The organism is Nitrosospira sp. Nsp18, from assembly GCF_900103145.1.
GTDB lineage: Bacteria > Pseudomonadota > Gammaproteobacteria > Burkholderiales > Nitrosomonadaceae > Nitrosospira.
In genome coordinates this window covers 188,756-201,679 of the sequence record NZ_FMWY01000001.1, presented here as the reverse complement: position 1 = coordinate 201,679, position 12,924 = coordinate 188,756, and the positions used below count along the sequence as shown (strand labels likewise).

Below are 12,924 nucleotides of genomic sequence, written 5' to 3'. Positions count from 1 at the left end.
CATTCACCACTGCAAACGAGGTGAGGGATACGGCTTGGGTGGCAAGTCCTGTCCGGACGGTGAGGCCAAGCATGAATTCGCAACCCGCCTCGCCAATCCGATGCCGAAACCGGGTCATTTGGCTGGGGTCTATCGGCAGGGTGTGGCGGAAGTATTCTTCCCCGCAGAGGTGTTGCCAGTAGGGGTTCTCTACCCAGCGTGCCACAACGGTTTCGTCCGATTCGTTGAAGGTGTGTTTGAGATAGTGCAATCCAACCATGAGCCGGATGGGGATGCCGGGGCGGCCTTCCTCTGCGTACAGCCCACCAAAGCGGGTTTCTACTGTATTCCAGTCAATCTTGTCCGCTAACCGGTACAAGGCGTGACGTTGATCCAGTATCTGCTCCAACCGCAGGCGAAACAGGTCGTCGCAGGTACTCGTCTCTTGCTTTTTAGGCTTCATGAATTCACCAGAAATCAGAGGGAAATAACGCCAATTCTGGCAATTTCCTCAGACCTTGTATACCCCTCAACGTTAATATCTGTAAGGCTTGCGGACGTATTTCAGGGACGACTAATTAACGTGTTTCAATACTAGATCGGTGGGGTCAGTGCAGCGTAATCAACCGTTATCAGGTCAGCCAATTATTATCAGATCAGATTAGGCCGCCAAAGCACCACTTCTGGATGAGTGATCCGGCAAAAATATACCGGTATCAGGGAAGCAGCGAAAACGTCTTTGCTCTACCTCCAACGGGCTGGTTTAAACGTTCCCTATAAGTCTACTGGGGGCGATTTCGCCCCCCGCGGTTATTTTCCCCAATCCTAGAAAACGTTTAGCTTGGTCGTACAATCGAATCTTTTGTCCCTCAGATAAAAGATCCTGCGAGAAATAGTTGCAGATCACCCGTCCTTGAAGCAATGATGCCGCCGCCGCAGCATCCAGTGTAGCGGTCGCCAAGTCCCGCATGAAAATATCGACCGGAAGCAGACAACAGTCTCGCTGCGGCAGCGGCATAGCTTCAAGCGCATCCAGCGTATAAGCTTGCGATAAGTCAAAATTATCAACAATGCTTCGGCGCAAGCGGGTGAGATATGCCCCACCGCATCCGAGCGCCTTGCCTATATCTTCAGCCAGTGTGCGGATGTAAGTACCCGAACCGCATTTGACCAGGATGCGTAAATCATTCCCCTCGATGACCTCGATATGCAAATCATGAATGATGGCTTCACGTGGTTGCCGCTCGATTTCCAATCCTTCCCTTGCGTAAGCATACATGGGTTTCCCTTGATGTTTCAGGGCACTATACATCGGCGGCACCTGCATGATCGTGCCGGTAAACCTTTTCAGCACTGCCTCGATCTGCTGCGGCGCCAACTGCAAATCCCCGGGTTCTATTTCGCTTGCAACTGAAATTTCACCTTCGGCATCGCCGGTTGTACTGATATAGCCCAGCCTCAGCGTCGCGTCGTAGGTCTTGTTCGCCCCAAGCAATGCCGACGAAAACTTTGTAGCCTCCCCGAAGCAAATGGGCAACAGCCCGGTTGCCATCGGATCAAGCGTGCCTGTGTGACCGGCCTTACGCGCTGCAAAGATGCGTTTGGCTATCTGCAACGCTTGATTGGACGAAATGTGGGCTGGCTTGTCGAGCAGCAGGACGCCGCTGATGTGACGTTTGACGCGTATGGGCTTTAGAACACGATTTAGTATCAATAGAAGTGACCTAAACCTGATCGGGCACAGATCAGGTATCATCCGGTTCGTTTGCCGGCGCTTCTTGCGCTACGGCTTCATCTATCAGTTGGGATAAACGCACACCGCGCTCGACCGACTCATCATAAATGAAATGGAGTTGCGGGATTACTCTAAGCTTTAATCGATGCATCAGATGGTTGCGTAAAAATCCAGTTGCGTTCTCCAATCCTTTACCGGTTAGGAAATTGTCACTTTCGCTACGCAACGTGGTGTAAAAGACTTTGGCATGCGCGTAATCCTGACTCACCTCGACACCGGTCAAGGTGATCATGCCAATACGCGGATCGTTGAGGTCATTGCGAATCAAGTCGGCGAGTTCACGCTGAATCTGGTCGGCTATCCGCAGCGAGCGGGAATAATCTTTAGGCATGATGATCCCATCCGGTGCGGCAGTTACAAGCTACGCGCAACTTCGACGATTTCGTATGTTTCCAGTTGATCCCCCACCTGGATGTCATTAAAGTTTTTCAGTGATAAACCGCATTCAAAACCCGCTCTCACCTCTTTCACGTCGTCCTTGAAACGCTTCAGCGAGTCGAGCTCGCCGGTGTGGATGAGTTCGCCATTGCGTATCAGCCTGGTTAGCGACCCGCGCTTGATGACGCCTTCCAGCACCAGGCAGCCGGCCACCGCGCCCACTTTAGAGATGCGAAATACTTGGCGTATCTCTACCAGACCCGTAACGTTCTCCTTGCGGTCGGGGGTCATCATGCCCGATAACGCTGCCCTGATTTCGTCAACAGCTTCGTAAATAATACCGTAGTAACGCACATCTACTCCGGTAGAACCGATGAGCTTGCGCGCAACTGTATCCGCGCGGCTATTGAAGCCAATCACAACGGCTTTGGACGCGAGCGCCAGATTGATGTCGGATTCGGTAATCGCCCCCACCCCGCTGTGGATAATATTAACTCTGACCTCGTCGGTGGAAAGCCCTTGCAGTGCATGCGTCAGCGCTTCGTAAGAACCCTGCACATCGGCTTTGATGATAAGCGCGAGTACTTTGACCTCACCCTTCTGCTCAAATACATTTTCCAGCTTGGCCGCCTGTTGTCTGGCAAGCTTTACGTCGCGGAATTTGCCTTGGCGGAAAAGCGCGATTTCGCGAGCTTTGCGCTCATCCGTTAACACCACTACGGTTTCGCCAGCGACAGGAACTTCTGACAAGCCTTGAATTTCCACCGGAATGGAAGGTCCGGCCTGGTCCACCGGCCGGCCGTTTTCGTCGAGCATTGCGCGCACTCGGCCAAACACTGCGCCTGCCAGCAATATATCACCACGCTTTAAAGTTCCCGATTGAACGAGTATTGTCGCCACCGGGCCACGGCCTTTATCCAGGCGCGACTCGATGACGATACCTTTCGCAGGCCCATCCGTTACGGCCCTGAGTTCCAGGACTTCAGCCTGGAGCAGTACGCTTTCGAGCAATGAATCGATGCCTTGGCCAGTCTTGGCGGAAACTTCAACGAACATCGTATCGCCACCCCAATCTTCCGGTACGACCCCCTGCGTTACCAGTTCTTGCCTGATACGTTCAGGATTGGCATCAGGTTTATCTACTTTTGTTATTCCTACCACGATCGGCACTTTGGCGGCCTTGGCATGATGTACCGCCTCGATTGTTTGAGGCATTACGCCATCATCAGCCGCCACGACCAATATAACCAGATCGGTAACTTTTGCGCCCCGGGCGCGCATCGCGGTAAAAGCTTCATGGCCGGGCGTATCCAGAAACGTGACCATGCCTCTTTGAGTTTCCACATGATAGGCGCCAATGTGCTGAGTAATGCCGCCAGCTTCTCCGCTTGCCACACGTGTACGACGTATGTAATCAAGAAGCGAAGTCTTGCCGTGATCAACGTGGCCCATAACGGTAACTACCGGCGCACGTGGCTCTGTCTTCATTCCCGCTCCGGGTAGTTCCGTGTCCGCAAGAAAGGCTTCAGGGCTATCCAGCGCCGCATATTTGGCGACATGGCCCAGTTCTTCCACCACGATCATGGCAGTTTCCTGGTCTAGCATCTGATTGATAGTTACCATGTTCCCCATTTTCATCAAGGTCTTGATAACTTCGGCGGCTTTAATTGACATCTTCTGCGCGAGCGCCCCGACGGAAATGGTCTCAGGCACCATTACCTCATGGACAATCGGTTCGGTGGGTACGGAGAAGCTATGAGCGCCCTGATCTTCCGTAGTAGCTTTACCGTGTCTATCTCTGCGCGTACGCCAACCCTTGACGCTGGACAAATCGCTTCGCGTCTTGAGTCCTCCACGTTTCTCGACCCTGTCATCTTTCCAGACCACTTGCTTGGTCTGCTTCTTTTTCTTCTCGGCCTTCGCCGCCTTCTCTTCCGGCTTGACTACCGGCTTATGCAATGTTCCCTCGGTTGGAGCAGGCTGGGCCGCCTCAACCGCAGGCGCCACAGTTGGGGTACCGACAGACGCAGCGGGTACGGGTTCAGGAGTAGCCGCGGGTTCGCCCGGGGTTGCGGCTGCCGGCTCAACTTCCTCGATGCTAGCTGCCGGCTTTTGCCGTTGTTTTTTTTCCCTCAGTTCCGCAGTCTGCCGTGCAATCAATTCAGCCTGTGTTCTTGCTTCCTCTTGCCGCAACGCCTGCTGTGCCGCATCAACCACCGGCGTGAGAATCGGCGCAGTAGTCGCAGTCGGAACGAAAGTTGCGGCTGGCTCCGCCGCCTTTGTCTCGGTCGTTAAGTCGCCCTTTACGAATACACGCTTCTTGCGCACCTCCACCTGGATGCTCCGGGCCTTACCGGTGCTATCCGACTTCTTGATCTCGGAAGTCTGCCGACGCGGAAGAGAAATCTTGCCCTTTTCCTCGTTGGCACCGTGGATTTTGCGCAAATAGTCGAGAAGCTGGGTTTTATCGCTTTCGGTCAGACTATCTTCAGTCAGATGCTTGCGGATACCAGCGGCCCGGAGTTGCTCCAGCAGCACTGCAGGAAGCACACCCAGTTCACTAGCGAATTGTTCTACGTTCATTTGAGACATTGATAACCTTTAATAACCTATGCCCTATCTGCCGAGGCAAACCACGGCGCGCGCGCCGCCATAATCAACTGCCTGGCTCGTTCAGCATCCATCTCGACCATTTCAATCAGGTCATCCACAGCCAGATCGGCAAGATCCTCTTGAGTATTCACTCCTTTGGCCGCCAATTCACGCGCTGTCTGGCTATCCATACCTTCCAGCGAAAGCAGGTCTTCTGCTATATTCTCCACTTTTTCCTCGCTGAAGATCGCCTCCGTCAAAAGAGCGTTACGAGCTCGAGTGCGGAGCTCATTGACCGTCTGCTCGTCAAATGCCTCGATTTCCAGCATTTCGTTGAGCGGCACATAAGCGACCTCTTCCAGCGTGGTAAAACCTTCCTGCACGAGAATATCAGCCACTTCCTCATCCACATCAAGTTTTTCCATGAAGAGGTGCCGGAGTACGGAAAATTCCTCTTCATTTTTTGCCTGTGACTCTTCCATCGTCATGATGTTGAGTTCCCAGCCCGTCAACTCAGACGCAAGCCGCACATTCTGACCTCCACGTCCAATAGCCTGGGCAAGGTTATCCTCATCCACCACAATGTCCATGCTGTGCTTTTCCTCATCCACCAGAATGCTGCTGATTTCGGCGGGCGCCAGCGCATTGATCACGAAGGTAGCGGGATCGTCGGACCATAAAATGATGTCCACCCTTTCTCCCGCCAACTCTCCAGTCACCGCCTGCACCCTCGAACCCCGCATACCTACGCAGGTACCGATCGGGTCAACGCGCTGATCGTGAGATTTGACCGCAATCTTGGCACGTGAACCTGGGTCCCTGGCTGCAACTTTGATCTCTAGCAGACCTTCCTCAATTTCCGGCACTTCCAGTTCAAACAGTTTTACAAGAAACTCCGGTGCAATCCGTGACAATATCAACTGCGGACCGCGAGCGGTCCGGTCTATCTTGTATAAATAGGCACGCACTCTATCGCCGACACGCAGATTTTCCTTCGGGATCATCTGATCGCGGGGCAGCGCCGCCTCAACCCTGCCGGACTCGATGATCGCGTTGCCGCGTTCCATCCGCTTGATGGTCCCGGTAACCATGTATTCTTTACGTTCCAGAAAATCGCTCAGGATCTGCTCGCGCTCGGCGTCGCGAATTTTCTGGAATATCACCTGCTTCGCAGCTTGAGCGCCGATACGACCAAACTCCACCGGCTCCAATACTTCCTCGACGAATTCATCCAATTGGATTTCAGGATTGCGCTGCAATGCTTCGCTCAACGGAATTTGACGGGCAGGCTCTTCCACGGCATCGTCCGCCACTACCTGCCAGCGGCGTAATGACTGATAATCGCCTGTCTGGTGATCGATCGACACGCGCACATCAGCGTCTTCGTGAAAACGCTTTTTTGTCGCGGATGCCAGCGCCAATTCAAGCGCGATAAAAACAATGTCTTTCTCGACATTCTTTTCGCGCGCCAGCGCATCCACCAAAAGTAAAACTTCGCGCGTCATGTTACCTCCAGCCAATCTCTCTCGAATAATTACAATTTTGGAACCAGACGAACCTTCTCAAGATTGTTTAGATCCAGATCAAGCATTTTTCCGTCCACTTCCAGCTTTAATACCCCGTCGTTCACTTCACGCAAAATTCCGACGAAATTTCTTTGACCCTGTAACGCCACACGTAGCCTCAGTTTAACCGACTCACCCGCAAAGCGGATGAAATCAGCGGCCTTTTTCAGCGGCCTGTCCAAGCCGGGCGATGAAATTTCCAGCCGATCGTAATCGATGTTCTCAACCGCGAGCAAGCGGCTCAGATGATTGCTGACGGCCCCGCAATCATCTACGGTAATACCGTCGGGTTTGTCAATAAACACACGCAACATCTTCCCTCGCGCAGACCGCTCCACGTCGACGAGCTCATAGCCCAGCCCGGTCAAGGTCGATTCGAGCAATTCATACAGATCCATAGTGCCGGCACAAACAAAAAATGGGCTAGAAAGAGCCCATAGTCATTGCTATTTTAGCAAAATTTTATACTTAATGAAATAGACCCCTGTTGAATTATAACTGGTTGCCCAGGGAATATCTGTTTCCGTTTAGCGCTAATTCAGCGGTTCGGTACATATTATGAATTTATGAATGATACAATTTCACCGATCTCCCAAATAAAAACTCATCGGAGGCGTCCCGTGGCCGCAATCAAATCCATTCTGCATGAAACGCGCATTTTTCCACCGGACCCGGTGTTTGTTAAACAAGCTAATGTGGCGGGCATTGAAGCTTATCACGCCCTCTGCGCCGAAGCTGAAAAAGACCTTCCTGCATTTTGGGGCAAACTGGCACGCGAACACATATTGTGGCACAAACCGTTCACCCGCGTATTGGATGAAACGAACCATCCTTTCTTCAAATGGTTTGATGACGGCGAGCTGAACGTTTCGTTCAACTGCCTGGACCGGCACTTGGCAACCCAGCCAGACAAAATCGCGATTATTTTCGAAGCGGATGACGGCTCAATCACCCGTTCCACATACCGTGATCTTCATCGTCGCGTTTGCCGGTTTGCCAATGGTCTGCGATCTCTTGGCATCAGGAAAGGCGATCGTGTCATTATCTACATGCCGATGAGTATCGAAGCCGTAGTGGCGATGCAGGGCTGTGCCCGCATTGGTGCGACTCATTCGGTGGTATTTGGCGGCTTCTCCTCCAAAAGCATTCATGAGCGTATTCTTGATGCAGGTGCAGTGGCTGTCATTACCGCCGACGAGCAACGGCGAGGCGGCAAAGTCAACCATTTGAAAGCCGCAGTGGACGCAGCGCTCGCCATGGGTAAAACCGAGTCCGTGAAATCAGTCATTGTATATAAGCGCAGTGACGACAACCTGCAATTGCAGGCACGCGACATCTGGTGGCACGAATTGATCAGGGACCAGAGCGACACCTGCGAGCCCGAATGGGTCAATGCCGAGCACGCGCTATTCACGCTCTATACCTCTGGCTCCACCGGCAAACCAAAAGGTGTGCAGCACTCTTCAGCGGGTTACCTGCTGGGCGCGATCACAAGCATGGAATGGATTTTCGATTACAAACCCACCGATATTTTCTGGTGTACCGCCGATGTGGGCTGGGTTACAGGACATAGCTACGTTACCTACGGTCCGCTGGCAGTGGGCGCCACCCAGGTCATCTTCGAGGGAGTTCCCACTTATCCCGACGCCGGTCGCTTCTGGAAAATAATTCAGGACCATAAAGTCACCTCATTTTATACGGCGCCCACTGCGATCCGGTCGCTTATCAAACTGGGGCCCGAGTTGCCCGGAAAATATGATCTTTCCTCTTTGCGCCTGCTCGGTTCGGTAGGTGAGCCGATCAACCCGGAAGCGTGGATGTGGTATTACACTGTTGTCGGCCAGTCCCGCTGCCCGGTTGTGGACACTTGGTGGCAGACCGAAACGGGCTGCCATATGATTGCCCCCATGCCCGGCGCGGTGTCGCTCAAGCCCGGCTCCTGCACGCTGCCCTTGCCCGGCATCATGGCAGCCATTGTGGACGAGGCAGGTCACGACCTGCCTAACGGCAAGGGCGGTTTTCTTGTCATCAAACGCCCGTTTCCGCCGCAGGCACGTACTTTATGGGGCGACCCGGAGCGCTTCAAGCAAACCTATTTTCCCGAAGAACTTGGCGGCAAGTACTATTTGGCGGGCGATTCCGCCAACCGTGACATGGATGGCTATTTCTGGATAATGGGGCGCACTGACGATGTGTTGAACGTTGCCGGTCACCGTTTAGGCACTATGGAAATCGAATCCGCACTGGTGGCCAGCCCCCTTGTCGCAGAAGCTGCGGTGGTGGGGAAACCCGATGAAATCAGGGGCGAAGCCATTGTCGCATTCGTGGTGCTCAAGGGCGAGCGCCCGGAGGGCGAGAATGCCCGCAATATTGCAATGGAATTGCGTGACTGGGTATCGAAAGAAATCGGTCCTATTGCCAAACCCGATGAAATCCGCTTCGGCGATAATCTCCCGAAAACCCGTTCAGGCAAAATCATGCGGCGTTTGCTGCGCACGCTGGCTATAGGTGAGGAAATAACCCAGGATGTTTCTACGCTGGAAAACCCCGCGATACTTGAACAATTGAAACAACCCATAGCATAGCAAGGGTTTGGTTTTGGATAGCTTACCGATACAATTAACTTGACGAATAATCGCCTTCATACCCAAGCAGAAGCATCAACTGATACTCCGACGCTGCCCGTCCGCGTGCCTCAGTTCATCGACTACGCTAATGGTATTAGCGCTATCGACGCGGGCTATCTCCGCACGGGACTGGCTGCGATTCACCTGATTGTCGAAGCAGGAAAAGCGGCGCTGGTGGATACGGGAACATCATCTTCCGTAGCCGGCCTGATGGAAATCCTGCACAAAAAGAATATCGACCCTGCGGACGTAGCGTACGTTTTCCTGACCCATATACATCTGGATCACGCTGGGGGCGCGGGCGAATTCATGCATCGCTTTCCCAATGCGAAACTGGTGGTGCATCCCCGCGGTGCGCGACACATGGCCGACCCCGCCAGGCTGGTTGCAAGCGCAACGGAAGTGTATGGCGAAGCGGAATTCAAACGTATCTATGGGGTTATCCGTCCAGTGGAGGCAAATCGCATCATTGAGGCACCCGATGGATTCAGCCTGGATTTCAACGGCAGGCCATTACTTTTTCTTGACACGCCAGGCCACGCACGTCATCACTACTCCATCTTCGATAAGCAAAGCCAGTCTTTTTTTACCGGCGACACGTTCGGCATCTCCTATCGCGAATTCGACGTGGACGGCATGGAGTTCGTGTTTCCGACCACTACGCCGGTGCAGTTCGATCCGATAGCCGCGCATGCCTCGTTGCACCGGATCATGAGTTACCACCCTTCTTATGCTTTTCTTACACACTACGGCCGCATCGGCCATTTGCCGCGCCATGCGGCCGAGATGCACGATTTGATCGATGCCCACGTGTCGATAGGCAGGAAACTGCACAGCGCTCCCAACAGGCATTCCGCACTAGTAGAGGAACTTGGAGAGTTGCTGTTGCAGCGAGTTATCGCACACGGCTGCAGATTGCCGGGGGAAGAAATTCGCTCTCTGTTAAGCCTGGATGTCGGGCTTAATGCACAGGGGCTGGAACACTGGCTGGATCATGCCGGAGGAAGTTGAAGCCGATACAGTATCGCAAGCAAAGCCATAGGGATGCCAAGGCAAAGGAAATCCGGAAATCTGAAGCTGAACATTTCATCGAACCGATTCCATCTGTCTTACTCTCTCAAAAAAACATATTGCCGCCGCTGCCGCCACGTTCAGTGATTCCGTTCCACCGGGCATAGGAATGCTGATTTCGTCAGTGATTACTTGCAGCACCGCATCAGACAAGCCCACGCCCTCGTTACCGAACACCAACGCGACCGGCCCGGTCAATCCGGTCTGGTAGAGACTGCTTTTCGCTCTCAGGTTAGTGGCGATTACTTTACCGCCAAACGCACGCGCCACTTCCGCCAGATTGGATTGTTCGTGAATATGCAGTAAAAAGTGCGCGCCCATCGCGGCGCGCAGCGTCTTGGGCGACCACGCATCCGTACAATCATTGGATAAGTAAATATCCGTTGCTCCCGCGGCAGCGGCAGACCGCAGTATGGAACCAACGTTTCCAGCGTCTTGCATGGCTTCGAGCAACACGCAAAAACTTTCATTTCCTCCGCCCTCGTTTTCATCCCTTACAGGTTTATGTATGAGAATGGTTTCGGCCGAGGGGATGCGTGCCAGCGCCATGATACCGGTCGGAGTCTTGACTGGAGAAATCTCGCGAAACAGCGAATCGCTCAGCATAACAAGGCTCAAACCTTCCCTGGGTTTCCATTCCTCCAGCAAGCGTTTTATTTCCGCGCTTTTCCTGCCTGACTCGCTCATGATGAGGGCTTCCGGCTGCCCCAGTGCGATATGATAGGCGGCGACCAGATGTATGCCATCGAGCAGTGTCAAGCCGGTTGCTCTGCGCTGTTGCGCAGACCCGGCCAGCTTGATCATTTTTTTAAAGAATGGATTGTCGCGGGAACTGATAAATTTCATGGCTGGACGCAAGTAACTTCAGCGGCTATCTGTATCAGCTGCCCTTATCTCAGCCTCATCCGCTTGTCCGAATGGTTCCATCGGAATCATCTGGTATCTGACTTCCAGAATTTCCAGTTCTTCAGTCCCACCCGGCGCGTGCAATGTCACCACGTCCCCTTCCCGCGCCTTGATCAATGCGCGTGCCATGGGTGAAATCCAGCTGATGTAGGCTTTGGACGTATCGATCTCATCAACACCTACGATAGCAACTGTTTTTTCGTCGCCTTTCTCATTGGCGAATGTAACGGTTGCGCCGAAAAAAATACGGGTTTCGTCATCTCTGGGGGCGGCCGGATCCACAATTTCTGCTATATCCAGGCGTTTGGTCAGAAAACGTATACGCCCGTCGATTTCGCGCAGGCGCTTTTTTCCATAGATATAGTCGGCATTCTCCGAACGGTCGCCATTGCTGGCAGCCCATGATACTGTAGCGGTCACATGGGGACGCTCTTTATTCATCAGCCATTGAAACTCGTCCATCAGCCGTGCATGGCCTCCGGGGGTGATGTAGTTTCTGCTGCCAGCCGGTAAAGAGGATGTGGTGTGGATAACCTCCTCTTCAAGGTCATCAGCGGGTTCTGTTTCCTTGGTAAACGCTTTGCTCATATGCTGATGTTGCGCCAGAAAATATTGAAATTCAGATATTGATATTTTAAAAAAGCTGACCTTCAGGTTCAGGCCCACTATTATTAGATCGTTACAGCGCCGTAATGATATCCGCTCTCAAGTAAACCAGCTTATCCTGGCTACTCAATATATGAATAACAGCGCGTCTGTCTGGCACCGTCTTGCTGCAGCGCCGCATCATGCCATGTTTCTGGCGGGAGCTCTGCAAGGTGTGTTCACATTGTTGTGGTGGGTACTCGATCTCATGGGGCGCCACGATATTGCCGGGGCTCCATTGGAATGGAGTATAGCGCCGATCTGGGCTCACGCCTTTTTGATGATCTACGGTTTTTTCTCGTTCTTTATCCTGGGTTTTTTATTTACCACTTTTCCCAGTTGGATGAATGGAGAAAAAATTCAGCCACGGCACTTTGTCACCTCCTGCTTGCTGATGGTTGCGGGCGTCACACTCTTTTATCTCGGCCTGGCGACTGAAAAACTGATCGCTACCGCAGGCGTGGCGGCGTTGCTGGCAGGATTCAGTATAGCGATTTACGCGCTGCTGCGTGTTCTCCTCAAAGCAAAGGATAAGGATAGGCGCCATGCAAACGCAGCCAGCGCAGCACTCATATCCGGATGGCTGGGGATAGCCGCTTACCTGCTATGGTTGCTGACCGAAAATTCCCTAATGCTGGATTTCTCACGCAATGCTGGAATCTGGTTTTTTCTGCTGCCGGTTGTCATGACGGTGAGCCACCGCATGATCCCGTTTTTCTCGAGCCGGGTGCTGGAGGATTATGTCCTGGTAAGACCCTACTGGATACTCTGGCTGATGCTCACGTTTTCCGCTGCGCACGGCATATTGCAATTATGGAAAAACGCATTTCCCTATCTGTGGCTGTTCGACTTGCCCTTGGCCGCTTGCGCCGTATACTTGTCTTTAACCTGGGGGTTATTGCGCAGCTTCAGGGTCCACCTTCTCGCTGTGCTGCATATCGCTTTTGCGTGGCTCGGGCTTTCCATGCTGCTATATGGAACGCAAAGTCTGGTGTTTTTTATGAGCGGCGGCGAATTATTGGTATTTGCCCTCGCACCGCTGCATGCGCTGGCAATCGGATACTTCGCCAATATGGTGCTGGGCATGGCTTCGCGCGTCACGCTAGGGCATTCGGGAAACGCGCTGGTGCTGGATAAATTTACCCGGCTGCTGTTTATCGGGTTTCAAATCGCGGTTTTGCTGCGGATATTTCCCGATCTTTTGCCTGACGCTTTCGGTACGGCCACCATGACCCTATACCTGTTGGCAGGTCTGTCCTGGCTGATCTGCTTCACACTCTGGGCCGTTCGCTATGCTCCCTTCTACTGGCGACCGAGGATTGACGCCAAACCGGACTGACCGTTATTTTCATGGCAACGACTCATG

11 protein-coding genes are annotated in these 12,924 nt (G+C 53.1%); 3 read left to right on the top strand and 8 right to left on the bottom strand.

Translation table 11 applies throughout. From position 1 onward, the window contains the following. The 6 genes from BLS94_RS00915 to rimP form a co-directional block, all read right to left on the bottom strand. A partial coding sequence (locus BLS94_RS00915) for a transposase (RefSeq protein ID WP_143021628.1) occupies positions 1-442 on the bottom strand: 442 nt, incomplete at its 3' end. Between the two features lie 300 nt (positions 443-742). After that, entirely contained in the window at positions 743-1,693 is a 951-nt protein-coding gene (truB, locus tag BLS94_RS00910) for a tRNA pseudouridine(55) synthase TruB (RefSeq protein ID WP_256325226.1), read from the bottom strand. A gap of 31 nt (positions 1,694-1,724) precedes the next feature. Then, on the bottom strand, positions 1,725-2,105 hold the full coding sequence (rbfA, locus tag BLS94_RS00905) for a 30S ribosome-binding factor RbfA (RefSeq protein WP_072766119.1): 381 nt from the start codon (positions 2,103-2,105) through the stop codon (positions 1,725-1,727). Between the two features lie 23 nt (positions 2,106-2,128). Beyond that, positions 2,129-4,744 carry a translation initiation factor IF-2 gene (infB, locus tag BLS94_RS00900; protein ID WP_090957357.1) on the bottom strand — a complete coding sequence of 872 codons (2,616 nt, stop codon included), beginning with the start codon at positions 4,742-4,744 and terminating at the stop codon, positions 2,129-2,131. Positions 4,745-4,761: 17 nt separating this feature from the next. Continuing rightward, positions 4,762-6,249 carry a transcription termination factor NusA gene (nusA, locus tag BLS94_RS00895; RefSeq protein WP_072766121.1) on the bottom strand — a complete coding sequence of 496 codons (1,488 nt, stop codon included), beginning with the start codon at positions 6,247-6,249 and terminating at the stop codon, positions 4,762-4,764. A 29-nt stretch (positions 6,250-6,278) separates the two neighbouring features. Next, positions 6,279-6,707, bottom strand: coding sequence for a ribosome maturation factor RimP (gene rimP, locus BLS94_RS00890; protein WP_072766122.1), 429 nt, complete (start codon positions 6,705-6,707; stop codon positions 6,279-6,281). A 222-nt stretch (positions 6,708-6,929) separates the two neighbouring features. On the opposite strand from rimP, the gene acs reads away from it, so the two are divergent. Beyond that, complete coding sequence (gene acs / locus BLS94_RS00885; protein WP_072766123.1) at positions 6,930-8,894, top strand: acetate--CoA ligase; 1,965 nt, start codon at positions 6,930-6,932, stop codon at positions 8,892-8,894. A 105-nt stretch (positions 8,895-8,999) separates the two neighbouring features. Next, positions 9,000-9,947: an MBL fold metallo-hydrolase gene (locus BLS94_RS00880; protein ID WP_256325225.1), complete on the top strand. Its 948-nt coding sequence runs from the start codon at positions 9,000-9,002 to the stop codon at positions 9,945-9,947. Between the two features lie 75 nt (positions 9,948-10,022). On the opposite strand, the gene BLS94_RS00875 is transcribed toward BLS94_RS00880, so the two are convergent. Together BLS94_RS00875 and greB are read right to left on the bottom strand one after the other, a co-directional pair. Next, on the bottom strand, positions 10,023-10,853 hold the full coding sequence (locus BLS94_RS00875) for a TrmH family RNA methyltransferase (RefSeq protein ID WP_090957355.1): 831 nt from the start codon (positions 10,851-10,853) through the stop codon (positions 10,023-10,025). Between the two features lie 18 nt (positions 10,854-10,871). Beyond that, a complete protein-coding gene (gene greB / locus BLS94_RS00870; protein WP_090957375.1) occupies positions 10,872-11,501 on the bottom strand; it encodes a transcription elongation factor GreB in 630 nt (209 codons plus the stop codon). A 151-nt stretch (positions 11,502-11,652) separates the two neighbouring features. Here greB and BLS94_RS00865 point away from each other — a divergent pair, with 151 nt between their 5' ends. Then, positions 11,653-12,897 (top strand): NnrS family protein, encoded by a 1,245-nt coding sequence (locus BLS94_RS00865; protein ID WP_090957354.1) that lies wholly within the window; start codon positions 11,653-11,655, stop codon positions 12,895-12,897. Positions 12,898-12,924: the final 27 nt, after the last annotated feature.

Bases quoted from the DNA above. Each gene is read 5' to 3' on its own strand.
- infB (WP_090957357.1), bottom strand. From the start codon at position 4,744: ATGTCTCAAATGAACGTAGAACAATTCGCTAGTGAACTGGGTGTGCTT.
- BLS94_RS00875 (WP_090957355.1), bottom strand. From the start codon at position 10,853: ATGAAATTTATCAGTTCCCGCGACAATCCATTCTTTAAAAAAATGATC.
- nusA (WP_072766121.1), bottom strand. From the start codon at position 6,249: ATGACGCGCGAAGTTTTACTTTTGGTGGATGCGCTGGCGCGCGAAAAG.
- rbfA (WP_072766119.1), bottom strand. From the start codon at position 2,105: ATGCCTAAAGATTATTCCCGCTCGCTGCGGATAGCCGACCAGATTCAG.
- greB (WP_090957375.1), bottom strand. From the start codon at position 11,501: ATGAGCAAAGCGTTTACCAAGGAAACAGAACCCGCTGATGACCTTGAA.
- rimP (WP_072766122.1), bottom strand. From the start codon at position 6,707: ATGGATCTGTATGAATTGCTCGAATCGACCTTGACCGGGCTGGGCTAT.
- BLS94_RS00865 (WP_090957354.1), top strand. From the start codon at position 11,653: ATGAATAACAGCGCGTCTGTCTGGCACCGTCTTGCTGCAGCGCCGCAT.